17 protein-coding genes and 1 other annotated feature are annotated in these 23188 nt (G+C 31.4%); of the genes, 2 read left to right on the top strand and 15 right to left on the bottom strand.

Features of this window, described 5'->3' with window-relative positions; all coding sequences use genetic code 11:
- Positions 1-79: 79 nt before the first annotated feature.
- Positions 80-1045: a radical SAM/SPASM domain-containing protein gene (locus AACQ14_RS09335; protein WP_339363315.1), complete on the top strand. Its 966-nt coding sequence runs from the start codon at positions 80-82 to the stop codon at positions 1043-1045.
- Positions 1046-1134: 89 nt separating this feature from the next.
- Here AACQ14_RS09335 and ilvB read toward each other — a convergent pair whose 3' ends face one another.
- The 5 genes from ilvB to AACQ14_RS09310 form a co-directional block, all read right to left on the bottom strand.
- Positions 1135-2799 carry a biosynthetic-type acetolactate synthase large subunit gene (gene ilvB, locus AACQ14_RS09330; RefSeq protein ID WP_339363314.1) on the bottom strand — a complete coding sequence of 555 codons (1665 nt, stop codon included), beginning with the start codon at positions 2797-2799 and terminating at the stop codon, positions 1135-1137.
- 125 nt (positions 2800-2924) lie between these two features.
- Positions 2925-3175: a binding site (T-box leader), on the bottom strand.
- Between the two features lie 116 nt (positions 3176-3291).
- Positions 3292-3750: an NUDIX hydrolase gene (locus tag AACQ14_RS09325; RefSeq protein ID WP_339363313.1), complete on the bottom strand. Its 459-nt coding sequence runs from the start codon at positions 3748-3750 to the stop codon at positions 3292-3294.
- 39 nt (positions 3751-3789) lie between these two features.
- Positions 3790-4221 carry an RrF2 family transcriptional regulator gene (locus AACQ14_RS09320; protein WP_339363312.1) on the bottom strand — a complete coding sequence of 144 codons (432 nt, stop codon included), beginning with the start codon at positions 4219-4221 and terminating at the stop codon, positions 3790-3792.
- Between the two features lie 45 nt (positions 4222-4266).
- On the bottom strand, positions 4267-5184 hold the full coding sequence (gene cysK, locus AACQ14_RS09315; RefSeq protein WP_339363311.1) for a cysteine synthase A: 918 nt from the start codon (positions 5182-5184) through the stop codon (positions 4267-4269).
- Positions 5185-5399: 215 nt separating this feature from the next.
- Positions 5400-7571: a glycoside hydrolase family 3 C-terminal domain-containing protein gene (locus tag AACQ14_RS09310; RefSeq protein WP_339363310.1), complete on the bottom strand. Its 2172-nt coding sequence runs from the start codon at positions 7569-7571 to the stop codon at positions 5400-5402.
- Positions 7572-8006: 435 nt separating this feature from the next.
- Between AACQ14_RS09310 and AACQ14_RS09305 the strand changes: the two genes are divergently transcribed.
- Entirely contained in the window at positions 8007-8828 is an 822-nt protein-coding gene (locus AACQ14_RS09305) for a YihY/virulence factor BrkB family protein (protein WP_339363309.1), read from the top strand.
- A 156-nt stretch (positions 8829-8984) separates the two neighbouring features.
- Here AACQ14_RS09305 and xylB read toward each other — a convergent pair whose 3' ends face one another.
- From xylB to AACQ14_RS09255, 10 genes are all read right to left on the bottom strand, one after another.
- Positions 8985-10457: a xylulokinase gene (gene xylB / locus AACQ14_RS09300; protein WP_339363308.1), complete on the bottom strand. Its 1473-nt coding sequence runs from the start codon at positions 10455-10457 to the stop codon at positions 8985-8987.
- Positions 10458-10481: 24 nt separating this feature from the next.
- A complete protein-coding gene (locus tag AACQ14_RS09295; protein ID WP_339363307.1) occupies positions 10482-11522 on the bottom strand; it encodes an NAD(P)-dependent alcohol dehydrogenase in 1041 nt (346 codons plus the stop codon).
- A 75-nt stretch (positions 11523-11597) separates the two neighbouring features.
- The gene (locus AACQ14_RS09290; RefSeq protein WP_339363306.1) at positions 11598-12608 is read right to left on the bottom strand and encodes a sugar ABC transporter substrate-binding protein; all 1011 of its coding nucleotides are present in this window, start codon (positions 12606-12608) and stop codon (positions 11598-11600) included.
- Between the two features lie 108 nt (positions 12609-12716).
- The gene (locus AACQ14_RS09285) at positions 12717-13694 is read right to left on the bottom strand and encodes an ABC transporter permease (protein WP_339363305.1); all 978 of its coding nucleotides are present in this window, start codon (positions 13692-13694) and stop codon (positions 12717-12719) included.
- Positions 13695-13712: 18 nt separating this feature from the next.
- Positions 13713-15248, bottom strand: coding sequence for a sugar ABC transporter ATP-binding protein (locus AACQ14_RS09280; RefSeq protein WP_339363304.1), 1536 nt, complete (start codon positions 15246-15248; stop codon positions 13713-13715).
- Positions 15249-15460: 212 nt separating this feature from the next.
- Positions 15461-16630 (bottom strand): helix-turn-helix transcriptional regulator, encoded by a 1170-nt coding sequence (locus AACQ14_RS09275; RefSeq protein ID WP_339363303.1) that lies wholly within the window; start codon positions 16628-16630, stop codon positions 15461-15463.
- A complete protein-coding gene (locus AACQ14_RS09270; RefSeq protein WP_339363302.1) occupies positions 16627-17055 on the bottom strand; it encodes a response regulator in 429 nt (142 codons plus the stop codon). Before AACQ14_RS09270 ends, AACQ14_RS09275 begins: the two co-directional genes overlap by 4 nt.
- A 33-nt stretch (positions 17056-17088) precedes the next feature.
- The gene (locus AACQ14_RS09265; RefSeq protein ID WP_339363301.1) at positions 17089-18837 is read right to left on the bottom strand and encodes a sensor histidine kinase; all 1749 of its coding nucleotides are present in this window, start codon (positions 18835-18837) and stop codon (positions 17089-17091) included.
- A gap of 20 nt (positions 18838-18857) precedes the next feature.
- Positions 18858-20351, bottom strand: a complete 1494-nt coding sequence (locus tag AACQ14_RS09260) for an extracellular solute-binding protein (protein ID WP_339363300.1) — start codon at positions 20349-20351, stop codon at positions 18858-18860.
- A gap of 108 nt (positions 20352-20459) precedes the next feature.
- On the bottom strand, positions 20460-22937 hold the full coding sequence (locus tag AACQ14_RS09255; protein ID WP_339363299.1) for a SpoIID/LytB domain-containing protein: 2478 nt from the start codon (positions 22935-22937) through the stop codon (positions 20460-20462).
- Positions 22938-23188: the final 251 nt, after the last annotated feature.

Genomic DNA, 23188 nt, shown 5'->3' with positions numbered 1-23188 from the left:
TAATTCAATTATAATACTATATTTAGCACTTAACAGTGTAATAATCCAAAAATATATCATATAATAGGAGAAGAATAAAATGATTGTAAATCCATACACCAATACAATCGGGAAGATTAAATCTTCCCTTGAAACTAAACATCCCGTTGCATTTGAAAAATATATATTACCTTATAGCTTTATATTATTTGATAGACTATTTAACAGAACAAGTAAAAAACGGGCAAATGAATATTTATCCCAATCACAATATCCTCTATTTCAAACAATAGAGATAGAGACCATTAATAGATGTAATGGAACATGTTCTTTTTGCCCTATTAACCATAATATTGACCCTCGTCCATTCAAATTAATGGACAGAGAATTGTTTGTCTCAATAATTAATCAGCTAAAAGATATAGATTATAGTGGCAGTATAGGATTATACTCCAACAATGAACCTTTACTTGATAAAAGAATATTTGAATTTCTCAAATTGACAAGAGAGTCTCTGCCAAAAGCTAAACTTTATTTATTTACAAATGGTTCTTTATTGACTGTAGATAAATTTGAGGAAATAATGAAATACCTAGATTGGATTACAATAGATAATTATAACGATAATCTTATACTTAATGACCGTGTTAAAGAAATATACGAATATGCTTTATCAAAACCTTATCAAAATAAGATACATATTTACCTTAGAAAAGAAAATGAGATTCTAACCAATAGAAGTGGTCAAGCTAAAAATAGGACTAAGAAAAAACATAAATTAAAATCCGTTTGTTTATATCCTTTTGAACAAGTAGTTATACGCCCAGACGGAAAATTAAGTTTATGTTGTAATGATGCCACCGGCAAAGTAACAATGGGTGACTTAACCAAAGATACATTAATTAATATTTGGAATAATGATAAATACTGTACAACAAGAAAAAATATGTTAAAAGATAGATCTTTGAATTATCTCTGTAAAGATTGTGATCTTGTTACCCCAAAAGTCCCTAAAGGAAGTTCTTTCAAATTCAAAAATATCATTAAAATGATAACCCATAAATAATTAGATGTAACTGCACAGTATCATGAAAAAAACGAATTACATTAAAAAAGGAGCTATCTTAGCCCCTTTTACTTAATTAATCATATATTTTAACCTTCCATAATCAATGAATCTATGGCCTCTCCAGGAGCAACCATTGGAAATACTTTGTCATCTTCATGAATTCTGCAATGAACTAATACTGGTCCTTTGCAATTAATAGCTTCTTGTAATACTTCCTCAACTTGTTCTTTTTTGGAGATTTCCAATCCTCTCATTCCAAAATTCTCAGCCAATCCAACAAAATTTGTAGCATGATTAAGGGTGGTCTCTGAATATCTTCCATCAAAGAATAATGACTGCCATTGCCTAACCATTCCTAGAGAATTATTATTAATAAGTATTATAATTATTGGTAAATCATAGTTAACTGCTGTAGCAAGTTCAATAAGATTCATTTTGAAACAACCATCACCAGCAATATTAATTACTGTTTTAGTTGGATTACCAACTTGTGCTCCTATTGCTGCTCCTAGACCAAATCCCATTGTTCCAAGTCCTCCAGAAGTCAAGAATTCCTTTGGACTATTGAAATTATAATATTGAGCAGTCCACATTTGATGCTGTCCTACTTCTGTTGCTACTATAGTGTTTTCATCTGTGAGATCATTAAGTTTTTCTATGATATATTGTGCTTTTAGACCATTATCAGGATATCTTAATGGATATTTATCTTTGTAACCTTTAATCTTGTTTACCCACTGTGACCTATCTTGCTTTGTAATATTATTATTAAGTTGCTTCAATACTTCTCTAATATCTCCAACTATATAATGATATGAAACAACGTTTTTATTAATCTCAGCAGGATCAATATCAATATGAAGTATCTTAGCATTAGGCGCAAATTTCTCAACTTTACTTACAACCCTATCACTGAATCTAGCACCTATGGCAATTATCAAGTCACTCTTATTTATTCCTTTATTGGATGCTTTTGTTCCGTGCATTCCAATCATTCCAGTGAATAATTCATGGCTGCTTGGGAAACCTCCTAACCCCATTAGACTAGAGGTTACTGGTGCATCAATTTTTTCTGCGAACTCCAACAATTCTTTTGATGCCTCTGATCTAACTACACCACCACCAATATATATGAACGGTTGTCTTGAATTATTTATAAGTTCTAATGCGTTATCTATAGCTTCCTCAGTAATATTTTTAGTACATCTTTCTACTAATTTAGGTTCTGCATATTCATAATCAGTAGTTGTCATGGCAATATCTTTTGGGATATCAATAAGTACTGGTCCTTGTCTACCTTCACTAGCTATATAAAAAGCTTCTCTTATGGTATCAGCCAACTTATTTATATCTTTAACTATATAATTATGCTTTGTTATAGGAGCAGTTACTCCAGCTATATCCACTTCTTGAAAACTGTCTTTACCAAGTAAAGATAATGGAACGTTACCTGTTATTATAACCATTGGTACTGAATCCATGTAAGCTGTAGCGATACCTGTAACAAGATTGGTTGCTCCCGGTCCTGAAGTAGCAATACAAACCCCTACTTTACCTGTAGACCTTGCATAGCCATCTGCTGCATGTGATGCTCCTTGTTCGTGAGCGGTTAATATATGCTTAATATACTTTTTATTCTTATACAATGAATCGTAAATATGAATTACATTTCCTCCTGGATACCCAAATACGGTATCTACTTTTTGTTCCTTTAAACATTCAACAACTATATCTGCACCAGTTAATAACATATGTAACATCTCCTTTTTATTATTTTAGTTTTTGATTGTAAATAGATTAATCATCACAAGAAAGTTCAACTAACATTCAAGCAATCAAATTTTCTGCAAGAATTAAAAAACCTTCGTCCTTGTATTAAAAGGACGAAGGTATTATCTCCGCGGTACCACCTATTTTGCATATTATGCCACTTAGTCTAATACGAGATAAATAATTTATCTGATATCAGCTCCCTAATAACGGTGGGATTCCGTTGAAGTCTACTCTCATATGATTTCGGTTCACAGCTCCAAGGCTACCTTCCATTATTTCTTCATGGAGAATTTCCACCAGCATCTCCTCTCTATATTTCTAAAATAAAGTACTCTTCCTCTTCATTGCTTTTATGCTTTATCACTTTTTTACGTTAAATTATTTTAACCATTATATCAATATAGTTTTGGTTTGTCAATATTAATCCTTTATTTTTTTAAGTTATATTGTCTTTTTTTATTATCTATCTTTTAATAATTAACTACTAAATCATAATCTATTAATTTTTTGCCATCATAAATAAATTTAGCTGAAAACATTTTGTATTTTTTTAACCATTTTAAAAAGAGATTATCTCCTTCTGACATTTTTAGGTTTAGTAAATCCTCATTATCAATCCATTTTAAATCTCCTTCGTTACATTCAATTAAATCTCCGTTGAATTCAGTAGCTGTATAGAGAAAAACGTACCAATTGTCTTTACCGAATTCAGGGAAAGTCAATATTCCTCTTAGGTCAGGATTTTTTATGGTTAGACCGCTTTCTTCTTTAACTTCTCTTATAACACATTCTACTGGTGATTCACCATTTTCTATTTTTCCTCCTAAACCAATCCAGTTACCTTCATGGATATCATTTTCTTTTTTTACCCTATGGAGCATAAGAGTTCTGCCATCTTTTTCTATATAACACAATGTACCTAATTTCATTTTTTATTCTCCTAATTTATCTTTTGTAACATAGAACCATTATATATAAAACATGTTTCTGCTAAGTGAATTATAGTCGTTGATAATATCTTCTATAGTAATACTCTTCACTACATCAATTAGTGCCTGTGACATTTTGTTCCATACTTTATTGACTATAGTATATTCTAAGTCTTCTATGTTATAATTGTCTATTTCTTGAATCACATCTAAATTTCCTTCAAGTAATTTAATAATACTGCTTACTGTAATATCGGAAGGCTTAGTTGTTAAAAAATAACCTCCTTTAGTTCCTTTAGTACTATTAATAATTCCACCTTTTTTCAGTTCAGCAAATATTTGTTCCAAGTATCTTTTTGATATACCTTCTTTATCAGATATTTCCTTGATGGAGATATTTTCTTTTTCGTAATTTATACCTAGATATACTACTGATCTTAATCCATATCTGGTTTTATTGGATATATTCATTTTTGCACCTCATAATAACAAATTTAGCGTATGATAATTCTTCATTTAGAATATGTTCATAGATAAATATCTTTCACCATTGTCTGGTAATATGACAACTATATTCTTACCTTTGTTTTCTTCTTTCTTAGCTATCTGTAATGCTGCAAAAACTGCCGCTGATGATGATATACCTACAAGCATTCCTTCTTTTCTGGCTAATGTTCTCATTGTAGTAAAAGCATCTTCATCTTTTACTTTTATTATCTCATCTATCACATCTTTATTCAATACATTAGGGACAAATCCTGCTCCTATCCCTTGTAATTTATGTGGACCTGGATTTTCACCTGATAAAACTGCTGAATTATCTGGTTCCACTGCAACAATTTTGACACCTTCAATCTTATCCTTGAGAATTTCACCAATACCAGTTATTGTTCCTCCTGTTCCAACACCTGCAACAAAAATATCTACTTTACCATCCATATCATTAATTATCTCAAGAGCTGTAGTTTTTCTATGGACTCCTGGATTAGATACGTTATTAAATTGTTGTGGAACAAAGTGATTAGGATATTCTTGTTTTAATTCTTCAATTTTATCAATTGTTCCTTTCATTCCTTTAGTTCCTGGTGTTAAAACCAATTCAGCTCCATAAGCTTTTAAGAGATTTTGTCTTTCTTTGCTCATTGTATCTGGCATAGTTAGTATAACACGATAGCCTTTTACGGCACCTGTCATAGCTATACCTATTCCAGTATTTCCACTTGTAGGCTCTAATATAACTGTGTCCTTATTTATCAAGCCTTTCTTCTCACCATCTTCGATCATAGCTAGACCAATTCTGTCTTTTATGCTTCCACCTGGATTAAAATATTCCACTTTTCCATATATGTTTGCATGTGTATCATTTAATTTATTGATTTTCACTAGTGGTGTTTTACCTACTAACTTTAGTATATTATCGTATACATTACTCATAATTAAACTCTCCTTTCAAATACCGAATAATCCTATCGGTTATTGTGTGTATATTATTATTTTACCTAAACAACATATATATGTCAATACCAATAATATATTTTTATTAGTATATTTTAGAATAAAAAGTAAAATTTTTGAGAATTAAACTATTAGATAAAGTAATGAAAAATATTAGTTATCTTCTATTTACCTCTATATTTTTAATCTAAGCATTAATATTTTAAGGTCGTTACATTACCTGCAATCTCAAATGTTGCATCTAATACTTTTTGTTTTGTTAATTGTATGCTTCTTCTATCTGGTTGGCTTCCACCTACAAATATCTGAAAACTGCCGGGTTCTATCTTACATTCTCCATCATTATCTATTAAAGCTAATTGTCTAGGTTTTAGCACAAATTCTATTGTCTTTGTTTCTTGCTGCTTCAACGATACCTTTTTGAATCCTTTCAATTCATACCTAGGTATATCTACTGATGCATGCAAATCTTTTACATATAACTGTACAGTTTCATATCCTGATAATTTCCCTGTATTAGTAATATCAACATTGATTAATAATTCTTCTCCCATTTCTAATATATCTTTTGAAAGCATTAAGTTAGAAAATTCAAAAGATGTATAACTAAGACCATATCCAAAAGGATACAATGGCTCTTTATCAAAATATCTATATGTCCTATTCTTCATACTATAATCATCAAATGATGGTATATCATCAAGTGATCTGTAAAAAGTTATTGGCAACTTACCTGAAGGACTATCAGCTCCAAAAATAATATCAGCTATAGCATTACCTCCTTCTCCACCTGGATACCATCCCTCTAGTATTGCATCTATATTATCATCAGCCCAGTTAATTGCAACCGCACTTCCATTTAATAAAATCAGAATAATTGGTTTCCCTGTCTTATATACTTCTTCCATGAGTCTTTGTTGTTGTCCAGGTAGATCCAAATGGATTTTATCTCCTGACGCATCTGAATTAGCTGCATCTCCTTGTTCACCTTCAATTATAGGCGATAATCCAAGACACATGATAACTACATCTGACATCTTCGCTACGGATATAGCCTCTGAAAATCCACTGTCTTTCTCTTGACACATACTTACTTCTGGTTCAATCAATTTACAGCCTTCTGCATAGTATACACGTGTATTATCGTTAACTGCATTCTGTATTCCTTCAAGTATGGTTACATATCTTATTGGTGTCCCATTATAGTTACCGACCAGCACTCTTCTATCATTGGCATTAGGGCCTATTACACCTATGGATTTTATTCCGTTTTTATTTAGTGGTAAAATGTTGTTCTTATTCTTTAATAGAACTGCTGATTTTTTAGTTACTTCTAAGGCTAATTCTCTATGCTTATCACAAGCTACTACCTCATAAGGGATTGATGAATATGGAACATCTTCATTACCGTCAAACATCCCTAGTTTGAATCTAACTTTTAGTAACCTTTTTACAGCAGCATCTATAGTATCTTCAGAGATTAGACCTTTATCATGTGCAAGTAACAAATATTCAAATGTATCTCCGCAATTTAATTCGCATCCATTATTTAGAGCTAAAGCTGCTGATTGGGTAGGACTCTTAGTAATATGATGATAAGCATGAAAATCCATCAATGCACCACAATCAGAAACTACATGTCCTTCAAATCCCCATTCTTCACGCAAAATATCCTGTAGCAAAAAATGACTTCCACAACATGGTTCACCATTCACTCTATTATAGGCTCCCATAACTGCCTCTGCTTTTCCTTCTGTTACACAAGCTTTAAATGCTGGCAGATATGTTTCTCTAATGTCCTTTATTGAAACCTCAGCATCAAAACTATGACGGTCTTTCTCTGGTCCACTATGAACAGCATAATGCTTTGGCGTTGCAACACTTTTTAGATATTTATCGTCTGTACCCTGCAGCCCTTCAACGAAGTTAACTCCTAACCTGCTTGTTAGATATGGATCTTCTCCAAAAGTCTCATGACCTCTACCCCATCTAGGGTCTCTAAATATATTAATATTAGGGCTCCAAAAAGTTAACCCTTTGTATAAACCACAGTCGCCTTGACGTTGGAATTCATGATATTTCGCTCTTCCTTCATCTGATATAACAGCAGCCACTTGATTGATTAATTTTTCATCAAAAGTTGCACCTAGAGCTATAGCTTGTGGAAAAACTGTTGCCACTCCTGCTCTCGCTACTCCATGAAGTGCCTCATTCCACCAATTATAGGCAGGTATACCTAGTCTTTCTACAGGTGAAGCATTATGTACCAACTGAGAGACTTTTTCAATTAATGACATACGTGAAACTAAATCGTTGACTCTTTCATCAAAAGATAATGTTGTATCCATATAAGGAAACTCGTTCATAATATTAATATCTTCCTTTCGTATGTTAGTGGTTACATGGAATAAGCTTACATGATAATATTTTAATCTCGTAAGGATTCATTGTAACAAAACTAATGTTACCATTACAAACCAACTTTTTCAATTTACTTTTATGTATATATTATTTATTGTTGAATTTGAATTCAGTTATATTGTTCTTTTACCAGGACATTTTATCAGATAAAAGGTATGTCTCCTAGAAAATTAAAACAGGCTAATTTATCGTTGAAATGTTAAGAATAATTATGATTACATTTTACTTTATGATATTGTAACTAACTACTACAATATTAACCAACATTCCAATTATTAAACCAATTTATTTTATTGTTACTTGCTATACGTGAGGTTTTTGCTTATAATAAAATTACTATAATTATCCACACAGATAGTATTAAATAGGAGGAAGCTTATATGAATTTTAAAAAAGCCATTGTATTCGTTAATTTATTCAAGAGAATACAATCAGATGATATTACAGCTTGGGCTTCAAAACTCACTTTTTATATACTGTTGTCCATTTTTCCTTTTATACTATTTCTTATGCAGATACTTAGTTATACATCCTTATCAGATGTGGATGTCCTTTATCAATTCAAAGACATCTTTCCTGATGAGATTTTTGGTGTTATAGGATTCATTACTACAGATATTGAAAAAAACCAAAGCGATACATTATTGTCCATTGCACTTATTGCTACTATCTGGGCTGCATCAAAAGGTATAATGGCAATAATAACTAGTCTTAATAAAGCATATAGAGAAAAAGAAACCCGTTCATATATCTTTTTAAGATTGATGTCATTTATATATACTATAGCGTTTGCCATAGTATTGATTCTAACTTTCTTATTAATTATATTTTGGAATAAGCTACTTAATCTAGCGTTTTCATATATATATCTTCCCACAGGGTTAGAAGGAATAATTGACTTCATTAGGATACTTTTTGCTATGGTACTTCTATTCTTCTTTTTTATACTGTTGTATAACGCATCACCAAATAAAAAGATAACTTTCAAAGAAGTAGTACCTGGAGCTATACTCTCTACAATCGGCTGGTTAACTATGTCTTTTATCTTTTCATTTTATATTGATAAAATAGGTAACTTCTCTTATATGTATGGTAGTCTGGCAAGTATAATTATTCTATTAATATGGTTATACCTATGTAGTATAATTATATTAGTGGGTGGTGAACTTAACGCCATCTACTTTGAGAAAAACAAAGAATAAAACAGTATGGTATAGGGTAATATTCACTGGGCTCCTACTGATTTTATAGAGTATAGAGAAATACCTACAGATTAGACATTTTATATGTTTAATCTGTAGGTATATTCTTAAGTTGCTCTTAGAAACATTAGTTTACTGGAATAAGCTATGAGCCTATTAGATTAATTCTCTGAAGAGTTCTTTTGTTGCAGGATATATTTTTTTGAATTTATTGTATTTCTTGTTGTATAGTTTTACATCCTCTTTGTTGGGTTCTATGGTATTAGTTATTTTAATGAATTTTTTACAAGCTTGTTCGACGGATTCAAATAGTCCATAACCCACTGAAGCTAATATGGAGGCTCCATATGCTGGACCTTCATTAGTATTAAGTTTATTTACCTTGACATCTAATACATCAGCTATTATCTGACACCAGAGTCTGCTTTTGGCTCCGCCGCCATTAATGCTAATAGCGTTTATTTCAATACCCATTTCCTTCATTATCTCAAATGTATCTCGTAATGAAAAGGCTACTCCTTCTAATACGGCTTTTGTCATGTGTTTTCTTTCATGGGTCATATTCATCCCTATAAATAAACCTCTACAATTCGGGTCATTATGAGGTGTTCTTTCTCCCATGAGATATGGCAAGTAGAATAAGCTGTCATCAATCTTTGCTTCTTGTGCTTCATCTAATAGTTTATCAAAATCATTGGTCTTGTTTATTTCTTTGACCCACCATTTTAAGGATGATGCTGCCGCTAAGGTTACACCCATGAGATGGTATTTACCATTTGCATGACAGAAGGAGTGAAGACTATTATTTTCATCTATAAAGAACTTTTCATTTGATGTAAATACTACACCGGATGTTCCAAGGGATAGAGAACATGAGCCTGATTCTACAACGCCTCCTCCCACAGCGGCAACTGCTTGGTCTCCACCACCAATTACAATTTTAACATCTTTGTTTAGCCCTAGTTCACTAGCTAGTTCAACATTTATATTACCTATTGACTCGTAGGATTCATATAGTTTTGGTAATTGAGTTTCAGATATTTCTAGGAGTTCCAGCATATCTTTTGACCATTTCCTGTTTTTGACGTCCATGTAAAGAGTTCCTGAGCCATCTGACATATCTGTTGCGAATACACCTGACATCTTATATGCTAAGTAATCTTTTGGCAGCATTATTTTTTTTATTTTATTGAAATTCTCTGGTTCATTTTTTCTTAGCCATAGGAGTTTAGGTGCTGTAAATCCAGTAAGTGCTAGATTACCTGTCCACTTGGATATTATGGTTTGACCTATTTCTTCGTTAAGATACTGGCATTCTTCATCGGTTCTTTGATCATTCCATAGTATTGCAGGTCTTATTACGTCATCATTCTCATCAAGTGTAACTAATCCGTGCATCTGTCCACTGAAACTAATGGCTTTTACCTGGTTTTTATCTAATCCATCCAATAATTCTATTAACCCAAATTTTGATTGTTCCCACCATTCCTTTGGATTCTGCTCTGACCATAGTGGCTTAGGAAAATAGATAGGATATTCTCTGCTTATAGTTTTTATTACACTTCCATTTTCATCTGTTGCAATTATTTTTACAGATGTAGTTCCTATATCAATACCTATAAAATACATTTCTACCCTTCTTTCTCCTGTTGATTAATCAATTTTAATTACGGCTTTAACAACCTCACTGGCATTATTCACAACAAAGTCAAAAGCTTCTTTTGTATGTTCAAAATCATATTCATGACTTACTATTTGCTTAACATTAATTGACCCGCTTGCAATTGCGTTAATTGCCACAGGATAGAGGTTTCTATAGCGGAAAATAGTTCTGACTTCTCCTTCTTTACCCATGAGTTTCATAAAGTTAAAACTTACCTCATCTTTAGGAGTCATACCTACTAAAACAATGATGCCGCCACGTTTTACTACATCTACAGTTTGTTTCACAGTGATTTCAGCTCCTGCTGTATCTATTACAACATTAGCCCCTTTTCCATCAGTTAATGATTCTATTTCCTTAATTACATCAGTCTCTTTTGCATTAATAACTGAAGTTGCACCAAGTTTTTCAGCCATTTTCAATCTATTTTCTAATACATCTACAACTATGATATTGGAAGCTCCTCTTGCTTTACATGATAAAAGGGTTACAAGACCAATACATCCTGTTCCAAAAATAACAACAGTATCTCCAAGTTTTACATCGCCAATACTTGCTGCATGTAATCCAACGGCTAGTGGTTCAACTAAAGCACCTTCCATATTGCTTACATTATCAGGTAATTTAAAACACATATCCTCTGGATGTTTAACATAATTTTGAAGAACTCCATGATATGGAGGTGTAGCAAAAAACTCTACGTCTGGGCATAAATTATATTTTCCTTCTTTACAGAATTCACATTTGCCACAAGTCTTACCAGGTTCTAGACAAACTCTATCACCTACTACTAGATTTTCAACTTCAGTTCCAATTTGTACTACTTCTCCAGCACATTCATGTCCTAATATGAAATCTCCATTAACAACAAAGTCACCTATTTTACCATGTTGATAATAATGTACATCTGAACCGCAAATACCTACTGTGTCTATCTTAATCAAAACATCTTTTGGTGATAATTCAGGTACAGCTACATCTTTAAATACCATATTGTTTGTTCCTTGCATATATACTGCTTTGTTTTTCATTATAATTAACCTCCTTATTTTGAAATTGGTACGTGCACCAAGTCACGTACCAATCAATCTACTTATGAATACTTTTTATAATGCTCCTGCTTTTTTGTGCATTTCAATTGTGTCATCAACATTTTCACTATTAATCAATGGACAATCGATATCAATATCAATTTGTTTTTCTTCACCAGTCAATAGTTTATTTGCAGTATCTAATAGAGATTCTGCTAAATCATAAGCACTTTGTAGACATGTTGAAGTCATTAGTCCATCTTTTATCAATAATGCTGCCTCAGCAGTTCCATCAACACCATATGCTAAGATGTCTTTGTATTTTGGATTGTCTTTTATTACTTCTATTGCTCCAGCAGCCATGTTATCGTTCATGGCAATTATTGCGTCAATTTTATCATTAGCTTGAACCCAAGTTTCCATATAATTCATTGCTTCATCTTTATTCCAGTTAGCTATTTCTTCACCAACTACTTTTACATCTGGACGTTTTTCAAAAAACTCTTTCTGCCAGCTTTCATATCTCTTATCTGCATGGAAGTTTCCTGGAGGTCCTTTTAATACTACTACATTAGCATTTTCTGGAATTTGATCTATTGCAGCTTGTGCATTTACTGCAGCTTGTAAGTATGGGTCAGCATCTACTGAGGATGCTCCTTCAATTCCATCAATACGTGCATTGGTAGTAATTGTTATGATACCTGCTTTTACAGCTTTTTCAGCGTAAGGTCTTTGAGCTTCACCATTGTTTGGCTGAATGATAACTGCATCATATTTATTGGTTATAGCATTTTCAATCAATGAGTTTTCAGTATCATCAGAAGCTTGTCCATCAAATACATCCACTTTGATATTGTCATATTTATCAGCTTCTTCCATAACTGCATTGGCAAGCCATGCGGCAAAAGAATCCGCTTGAGCTCTTGCTATATATGCAACTCTAAAAGGCTTTTCTTCATCATTTGTTTTTTCATTTGACACCCCAGTATTGTCCCCTGATTTTGTTTCTTTGTCAGAAGACTGGCAACCTGCAAACATTAAAGTAACCATTGTCAAAATTAATGTGACTACCAAAATCTTTTTCATTTCAATTTCCTCCTTAAATTTTATGAATAGGTTAATAGACTATTCTTTTATCTAAATATGAGTCCATTTTTATTGTTCATCAGAACAATACTCATATAAGATTCAATTTTATTTTTTTTCTTCAATACTGCCAAGCTTACTTTTAGTTCTTTTTGTTTTAGCCCATATATCATAGATAACCGCAAGAGCTATAATTGCACCACGTACTATTTGTTGTAGATAAGAGTTGACCCCTGTCAATACCATAATGTTATCTAAGAAACCGACTATGAATGCACCGGCTAAGGTACCTGCTGCTGTTCCTATACCACCTGTAAAACTTGTTCCACCAATTACTGCCGCTGTAAGAGCTTTAAATTCATAACCTACAGCACCATTAGGCATACCACCGTTTACACGAGACATGAATAACACACCAGCAATACCTACAAAAATACCATTTATAATAAAGGCTTTCATCTTGATTTTATTTACATTGATACCTGAAGCATTAGCAGCTTCTTCATTACCACCAATTGCATAGGTAGAACGTCCAAACACCGTATGATTCAACAGATACCAAGTAAGTATAAGGATAATTACTAAGAAAATTAATGGTGTAGGTATCCCCATGATTGAACCTTGACCGAATTTTATATAATCTCCTATTTGATATATGTTTTGCCCATTAGTATATAGAAGTGCCGCACCACGAGCCATTGTCATCATTGCAAGAGTTGCAATAAAAGGTGGTGCTTTGAATTTAGTAATCATTACTCCGTTAATCATGTTACAAAAAACCCCTGCTACTATAGCAACTATGAAAGCTATCAATAAACTGCCTGTTGACGTATAAGCCGAAACCGAAAATACTCCAGCAAGAGCAAGTACCGAAGCGGATGATAAATCCAACATACCAGATATGATTAGTATGGTTTGTCCAAAACCTAATATGGTTGCAACGGAAATTTGTCTTGATATATTAGTCAGGTTATCTATTGTTGCAAAATTCTTATTAGCAATACAGCATATTAGAAATAAGACTATGAGTACCAAAAATATACTATATTTACTTTTAATAGACGACCATGTGTTATTTGTTTTCATTTTGTTCTCCTCCATTTACTATTTGGTTTTTGTAGCTAACTTCATTATGTTTTCTTGGGTGAACTGTTCTCTAGTTAGCTCTCCAGTTATCTCTCCTTTTGCCATGACATAGATTCTGTCACACATACCAATGAGTTCAGGAAGCTCTGACGAAACCATGATTAGAGCCTTTTTCTCTTGTGCCAATTGTGTCATTAATTTATAAATCTCATATTTTGCACCAACATCAATTCCCCTTGTTGGTTCATCTAAGATTAGGATATCTGGATCTGTTACCATCCATTTAGCCAATACAACTTTTTGCTGATTACCACCACTTAATGATTCTATAGTTGTTTCAAAAGTAGGAGTTTTAACATTCATGTTTTTACAATACTCTTGCACCGTTTTATTCTCTGCCTTTTTATGCAATCTACCTTTGTTGATGAATTTCTTAAGGCTTGCAAGGGAAGTATTTTCTTTTACACTTCTAACTGGTATAATACCGAATCTTCTTCTATCCTCTGAAAGCATAACCATTCTTTTGTCGATACTGTTTTTAACGTTTTTAATTTTAACCCTTTGGTTTTTTATGAGGATTTCACCTGATTCATAACTATCCAAGCCAAAAAGTGCTCTCATGACTTCTGACCTGCCAGCACCCATAAGTCCTGCAAAACCTACAATTTCTCCTTCACGTACATTAAAGCTTATATCTCTAAAGTTTCTAGTAGAAGTCAGATTCTTAACCTCAAGGACATTTTCTCCTAATGCTATTTTTTCTTTTGGATAGTCATTGGTTAACTTTCTACCAACCATCTGAGCTATTACAGTTTCCATATCATAATCATCTTTTGATCTTGAATCTACTACTGCTCCATCCCTGAATACTGTTATTTCATCTGCTATTCTAAATATTTCATCCATCTTATGAGAAATATATATTATACAAGCACCACGATCTCTTAATTCATTTATCTTGCTAAACAATACTTCAACTTCTTTTTGTGTTATTGCGGAAGTCGGTTCGTCCATGATAATGATATCTGAATTGTAGGAAATAGCTTTTAGTATCTCTAACATCTGAACATCTGATACTGTCAGGTCTTTTAATCTAGTTTGAGGAGAGTAAGCAAGATTCTCTTTTCTCAATAAATTATTAGTTCTTTTTCTTATTTCACCCCAGTCAACCTTCCCTAATTTATCCTTAGGCCAATTACCAACAAATAAGCTTTCTTCTATTGTCATTTCAGGTATATAATTCAGTTCTTGAAATATCATAGAAATACCAAGACTTCTAGCTTGAATTGGATTTTTTATATCAACAGCTTTTTCATCAATTAATACTTGCCCCGAATCTGGTTTATAAATTCCATTTATGACTTTCATAAGAGTAGACTTACCCGCACCATTTTCACCACAAATAACATGGACTGTACCTTTTTTTACGGTAAAATTAATTTTATCCAATGCTTTGACACCTGGAAATGATTTCTCAATATTGGAAACTCTCAATTTGATATCTTGATTCATAGCCTTTTCATCTCCTTCCAATGGTTTTGTGCAATTTAACATCTTCGCTTTGTGAATATAATGATATATTAAAATTACCACCAAATAAATGGTCTATTTTATTATTGTTTTATACAATTTTACTCAAATAAAATAGACGCTTTTGTAAAACCAATCTTTTATACTTAGTTAATATTTTTTTGCACTATATTAACTACTAATTAAAAAAATGCAAAAAAATAGCCCCCTCTAATGAGAAGACTTAAATGAATTATTTATATATTTTTACTATCCCTATATTCCATTACAGTCATACCTGTTATTTTTTTGAATACTTTACTAAAATATTGCTGATTAGAGAAACCGACTTTTTCGAATATCTCTTTTATTTTGTTATCGGGTTTCAATAGCATTTTCTTAGCTTGCTCTATTCTTAGGTTATTAATATATAGAGACATAGTTTTGCCTACTTCTTTCTTGAATATATTACATAAATAGTGTTTAGATAAGTTCAGGTTGTTAGCTACATCTTCTAGAGAAATCTTTTGCTGATAATTGTTTTCTATATAATTAATAGCTCTATTAACCAGTAACTTGGAATGGTCATGAGTTAAATTTTTTAGTACACCCACTACTTCAGTTATAAAATCTTCTAGTAATTGTATAACTTCCTTTTGAATATCTGAATTGATAATTTGATAATGATAATATTCAAGATTACTAATATTTGTATTATCTTCGTATAATTGACCATAAGAATTAAAAATATCTCCTATTAAATTAGAGTAAAATATTTTCGCTATCTTAGGATTGATATCATTATCTCTAAAATAATTACTAATATCACTAATTAAACTACTGGTTTTTTCTATACTCTCTTGACCTATCAGTTCAATAACCTGTTTATTATATGATTTCCTAAGATCAAAAACGTTGACATCATTGAATTCTATATTATTGGTATTTACAATAGAAAGTATATGTTCATCCCCATAAAAGGAAATCTGGGTTTTTTTAATGAATTCCTTATAGGAACTTCCAAGTCCAATACTTTCTTTTATTGGATTGGTATATATAATATTAACTGAAACATCAAAGTACTGTTTAGCTGCATTACTGACAGATAAAAATATACGTTTCAATTCTGATATACTTAATTTTGGTGAAGACAAAAGATAATTATATTTCTTCTTATAGCTGATAAAAAGGAACTCAATATTTTTTTCATTTAACTGTTCATGAAAAATATTAATTACTGCTTGCTTGATTTGTCTGAACCTTTCTTTGTCTTCATGATTTTTACTTTGATATTTCTCTATCACTATATTCACAAATGAAAATCTAGTATCATTATATGAAAACTCTAGATTTTTACAGCGTTGGATAAGTTTATTATCTATTGCAAAATCAAGTTTAATCATATCATTGAAAAGGGCTCTTTTCATATCACTTGTATTTTTTTTAACTTGGTCATGTTTATCTTTTTATTCTGTACTTCTATTTTATTCTTGATTTTACTCATGATGCTTATAAGTTCTTCATCTTCAACTTCTGACTTGAGTATATAGTCATCAGCGCCTACTTTTAGAGCTTTTCTCGCATATGAAAATTCATCGTAACATGTTAGAACTAATATCTTCACATCTGCATTTTCTTTTCTTACTTCTTCCACTAACCAAAGTCCATCTTTTTTCGGCATTCTTATATCAGTAATAATAACATCTGGCATATGTTTTTTATACTGTTCATAACCCTGCTCTCCATTAGAAGCTTCAGCTACAACTGTAAAACCGATGTTTTCCCAATTGATTGTTGTTTTTAAACCAACTCTTACTAGTACTTCATCATCAATAATAAGTACTTTATACATTATAAAACACCCCGCTTAATCTACAATATTTCCTTAAGAAGATTTTATACCCTTTACATTAAGTCTAACCCTAACCAATGTTCCTGTTCCTACTTTTGTTTCAATCTGCAAACCATAATCACTGCCACAATATAATTTAATCCTTTGATTAACATTATTTAACCCAACTTTACTGAATTTATTTTTATCTGTTTGGGATTTAAATATTTTTTCTAATATTGCATCCTCAATACCTGGTCCATCATCTGTTATTTCAATAATCAAGTCTTCTCCTCTGGTAAAAGCTTTTATTTCAATATTCAATTCGTTGTTTTCATCACCAATACCATATATAATTGAGTTTTCAACAATTGGCTGCAAGAATAACTTTGGTACGGTTAGTCCCAAACAATTACTGTCAATATTATAAGTTAGATTAATTGCTTCGTTGAACCTTAACTTCTGAATGACAATATAGTTCTTTACATAATCTATTTCTTCTTCAAGTGTTATTTTATCCCTGCCCAGATTAGTACTTATCCTTAATAATTTTATCAAGGCAGTTATAGCCCTACTGACACTTTTATTACCTTGAATCTTAGCCATCCATTTAATAGTATTCAATGTATTGTATAAAAAATGAGGATTAATCTGGGCATGAAGAGCTTCCAACTCCACTTCTTTTTTCGCTTGCTCTTCTTTTACCAATTTGTCTATAAGTACTTCCATCTCAGAAATCATATTATTAAGACTATCCCCAAGCTGTCCTATTTCATCATTGGAATGAACTTCTGTCCTAACTGTCAAATCACCTTGTTCAACTTTATTAATGACTTTTTTCATTTTCATCATAGGTTCCGTATATCTTATTGAAAAGAAAATCATGAATAGAATTATAACGATACCATACAAAAATCCTCCTAACAGAAAATATTTTTGTATGTTGTTAATCTCTTCATATAAATAACCAGTAGAAATCGTTTTAATTATCTTCCAACCATTACTATCAATGGTGGAATAGATTGCTACTTTATCTATTTTATCCTTGTACTGAACATAACTGTTATTATCTTTACTGGTCAGAACCTCATTAGCATAGCGTTTATATCTGATTGTAGTACCTATTTTACTTTTATCTGGATGACTGATTATTACTCCATTCTTATCACATATGAATAGTTCTACGTTTTCATCATCTATTAAACTCTTGTAAGCTTGTTCTAAAATGACTTCCTCCATATTAATCATCAGATAACCATAATCGTCCAGTGTATTAAAATCAATGATTCTACGGGCTAATGTAAAATAATATTTATCAAAAATACCTGATAGTATTTCTATATTCTCTTTCTTGGTGGGAAGCCATACTGGTTGTCCAGAAGAATCCATGAGTGTTTTTTGAATAGAATATGCGCTTGTTATTTTTGTAGCTCCAATAGAATATTTTCTTCCTTGCATAACCAAGTCAATAACTTCAATATCATCTCTTGAAGTAATAAAACCTCTTAATGTATTCTTAAAATCATCATATCCATATTCCGATTCATTCTTGAGCATGTCAAGTAAATTGGTATTGGATATTATGACCGTAGAGAATTCCTCAATATCCTGCAAGATAAAGTCTATCTTATCTCCTGTTTCAAAAACAGATTGTATAGCTGTATCAGTATATTTATTTTTTATGATTTCTTTGACAGTTCTTGAATAGGTGATAGATATAGCTATCACAGGAAGTGCAATTAAAACTATAGCTATTATACCAAGTTTGACACGCAAAGCATGATAGATTTTTATTCTTTTCATTTATATCTCTCCTGTGTCATTCATTCTTGTAATCTAATCTGTCTTAGTTCTTCATATATTCTATCACTTACTTCTTTTGAATCCAGATCATATTTTATCATATCATGAAGGTTACTAATTATTATCTGTTCCACATCATAGAAATTAGATATCTTAGGTCTTAGATATAGATTCTCTGGTTTCCATGCATCCAATACAGCACTTTTGTGCTTTATAAAATTATCTTCAAATTGTATATCCACAGTTTCTGTGTTAATATCATATGCTGATTTTCTTGTTGGAAGACTGCCGCCTTCAGGATGTTCAAGTACTTTTAACTGCATGTCCTTGGAAGTAGCCCAAGTAATGAATAACCACGAAGCTTGTTTTTCTATATCCGAAGCGTATTTGTTAATTCCTATTCCTGAACCGCCAAAAATGTTTGCACTTCTTTCATCTCCATTAGGCAATATGGAATAACCCACTTTTCCTGCAACTTTTGAGTGCAATTCATCTTCCATATAAGTATAATTCTCATCCCAATTAGGCATCATTGCTATTTCGCCATTTCTAAATGCATTAGCTGAATCTGTCCAATTCCATTCAACACTCTCTGGTGCAGCTGCCTTTAGAATCTGTTTGTAGACATCAAGAGCTTTTAAGAATTCTTTATCTTTTACATTAATATTTTTGAATGATTTCAAACCAAGAGTATTAATGTTTTCATCAAAGAAATAATCTCCCCCATAAGAAGCCAATACGTTGGAAAAGTCACAAAAAATTGAATTATGTTTTTGAGCCATATGACCACTGCCATACTTTATTTCTTCATCTGGTACATTCTCATCAATCCACCTAGATACTTCAATATATTTTTCCCAAGTAAAACCTTTAGTTCCAGGAGTAGGATCATACCCTTTTTCTTCTATAAACCTATCTCTATAAGCATCAAATATATCTTTTCTATAATATAAAATCATAGTAGTACTGTCAAACGGCACAGTATATAAATGGGTATCTTCCTCAAAATAAGAAATAACCCTGGTCTGATATTCAAAAAAATCATCTGTATAACCAATTATATGGGGATAATCAGGATTGGTATTATATGAATTAAGAACCTCTAAATAATCATAAAATCTGTTAAGAGTTTGATATGGATCAACATATATGAGCTGGTATTTACCATCTTTTGCAATAAAATCCAGATTTACCTTTTGAATTAGAGTATCAAAATCTACAGCTTTTACTTTTATATTGATTCCAGTTATATCTTGGAATTCTTCACTTTCATGCAAAATAACATTAGCATATAGATTATTTTCAACAATAAAATTAAGAGTAATACCCTCAAACTGTCTAATATCATAATTCTCAGGTAAATCTAGATTCTCAAAATTAGTTCCGATCAAATTATTATTATCATTCTTTACTTGTGTATTTTGTTCCATATTTTTATCATTATATCTAGCAAGAAAGGTCGTAATTAAAAGCCCCATTACTATCACAATTATAGCTAACGTCTTTTTGTTCATTTATGTCACCTACTTGTAAGTTAGATATTTTATATATTACGTTATTATATCATATTATTTAAATTCTATAAAAGGAAATATTTTATTTAAAACACATACTTGAATTAATTAATAAATCTCTTTAACCTGGGTTCCCTCATAATAGTGATTCAGTATTTTATTAAAATCATATCCTTTATCAACCATACCTTTTACACCATTTTGACTCATTCCAACACCGTGACCGTAGCCGCCCCCTCTGAATAGAATCTTAACTAGATTACCATCCTTATCATACTCTTTATCCATTATATAAAAAGCACTAGGCATCAACTTATCAACTATTTTTTCACTTTTGTTCTGCAATATTACCGGAACTGTTTCTTTACCTTCTATATAACTAATTGGCGAAACCAATAATCTGATATTATATTCTGTTGATACCTTAACAATACCCTCAGAACCTTCAATAATCATTTCTGTAATGTTACCGCCTTTACCTCTTTTATATATACCTATATCTTTTAGAGTTCCAATGCTATCAACAGGTCTGCTTCTGAATATTTTATTCTCATCAAGAGTCTTAATAAGTTTTGGCTGCTTCTTATATTGGTTACCGATAGTACTGTTAATACAGGCTTCAATATGCTCTTTTGTTAATTCAACTGACCATCTATAATAGGCAAACTTCTTATCATAACTATCAACCTTATCATCTAATATAAACTCTCTAAAAAGCTCTTCGTCTTCTAGATTATCATATTTGGTTTCACCATCAAATTGCGGCTTAGCTCTAAGATACTTAGGAGAGGTTGTTGGAAATTGCCTATTACTATAATGTGGCCATACTTCTCCTGAACTTGCTGTAAAACCACATGAAGTTGAGAAGAAATTAGCAGAAACCACATTACCATTAAATGTTAATCCCATTTTACTGGTTTCATTTACAGCTTTTATGGAAGTTTCATTTTCAGGTGCATTGTTATAGACTTGCGAGCTGACACTATCAATAACATGAGCACCATATTTACAATAGCTGTTGGAATAAAACTGAGTATACGCATAACTCCTAGCGCAGACAGCTTGAGTTTTAGACGCCTCTATACCATATGAAGTTGGCATTTCACTAGGAACAACTGCATATAGATACTCTTCAACAGGAACCTCATTCACAATCAAATAACCTTCTTTTTCTTTTGCAATCTCTATTATTCCCCTATAAGAAGGATTGAAATCATTTCCTCTCTTAATACTATTAATTGTTATCTTACCATCATCTAATGCCTTAACATATATCCTATCACTAGATTTAAAATAATTATCATTAATACTTATAATCTCTCCTGCTTTACTTTGTTTTTTATTATCTCCATATTCTATTATATAATCGGTTGTTGCTGTTATTGATACATTCTTATGATATTTACTCCTGAATTTATCGGTACTTATTAGCACTCTTATATCATTAATATCCACCTTATCCCTAATAATTGCTGCACATACCAATCCATTATCATCAACAACGAAATCAGTAGAATCATATCCAACAATGATATTATTAATGCTTTTCCAACGAATGCCATTTACTGTTGAATAGATTTTAGCATCATCTGTTAGAAAATATGTGCCCAATTCATCTAAGTTTACTTTTTCACTGCTCATTAACAAAACTTTACCTGGGACTTTTTGCTCTTTTAAAAGAATACCAGTAATATGTCCATTATCAATAATTATATCTCCTATTACATCCTTCTTCTGCTTGTATCTATCATGGTTTATAGTTAGTTCTCTACTAATTCCTCCCATAAATACAGTCGCAATATTTCCATCAATCTTTTCAATATACGCATTTGTAAGTTTTGGTGCTTCATTTATAACTCTCTTAACAGCGACAATTTCTCTGTCCCTAATTATTACTTCAATTTCTTTATCCAAATATCGGTCAAGAGTCAGACCTTCAAAAGTATACATGCCATAATTAGTAGCCATTTGCCAAGAATTCAAACTAGCGCTATTGGCTGGTGTTGCGAATACAGTCAATTTCTTGGTTGTTATTCCATCTTCATCTTTATTCTTATCACATAGCACTTCAAAAAAGGTCATAAAATCTTTATAATTTACTGCTTCGTCCTTATTTGCAAGCTCTATCTGTAAGTTATCTAAATTAATACCTAATCTTTCACTAATAGTTAGTAATTCACTAATAGTTAGAGGTCTCAGTGGATTAAAAGTCTTACTACCACCTAACATCCATTTATTAATTACTACCATATTAATATATTTGTCAAACCAATTTTCTGGTGTGGTATCTTCAAATTCTATTTCTCGATCACTGATTTCAATAGTTCTTTTGTCAAAATTTGCAAGTGATATCATTTTTGCTGCAACAGCTCTTGTAACAATCATATCGCTTTTAATAGTAACTGGTGGTTCATTATTTTTCTCTTCATTATTTTCTTTAGGAGTAGCAGAATCATTATCTGTGTTGTTTTCAACCTGATTATTATTACGTATTGTATTATCTTCTATTGTATCCTTAGTCGACGTACATGCACATAACATAATAATTAGTAATAAAGTCGCACCTAAAATCTTACTATATTTCATTTAATAACCCCCATATATTGTTTCATTAGTAAAATATATACTCCACAGTATATTTTATCACAGATTCTAATTTTATACTATTTAATTAAGTTACCTGCGAAGTTATTTGTTAATAGTTTATAATTACTAACTTAATCTTGTATAATATATATATTATTTTAGGCTTGTTTATACCAATTTTTTATTGTTATTACAATTTTATATTTTATGATGATGCCATTTTAGCAATATAATTCACATTTCATATCTCA

Origin of the sequence: Vallitalea maricola, assembly GCF_036985595.1 — a bacterium.
Lineage (GTDB): Bacteria > Bacillota > Clostridia > Lachnospirales > Vallitaleaceae > Vallitalea > Vallitalea maricola.
Note: the sequence above shows the minus strand (reverse complement) of the source record. Positions and strands in the feature narration are given on the sequence as shown.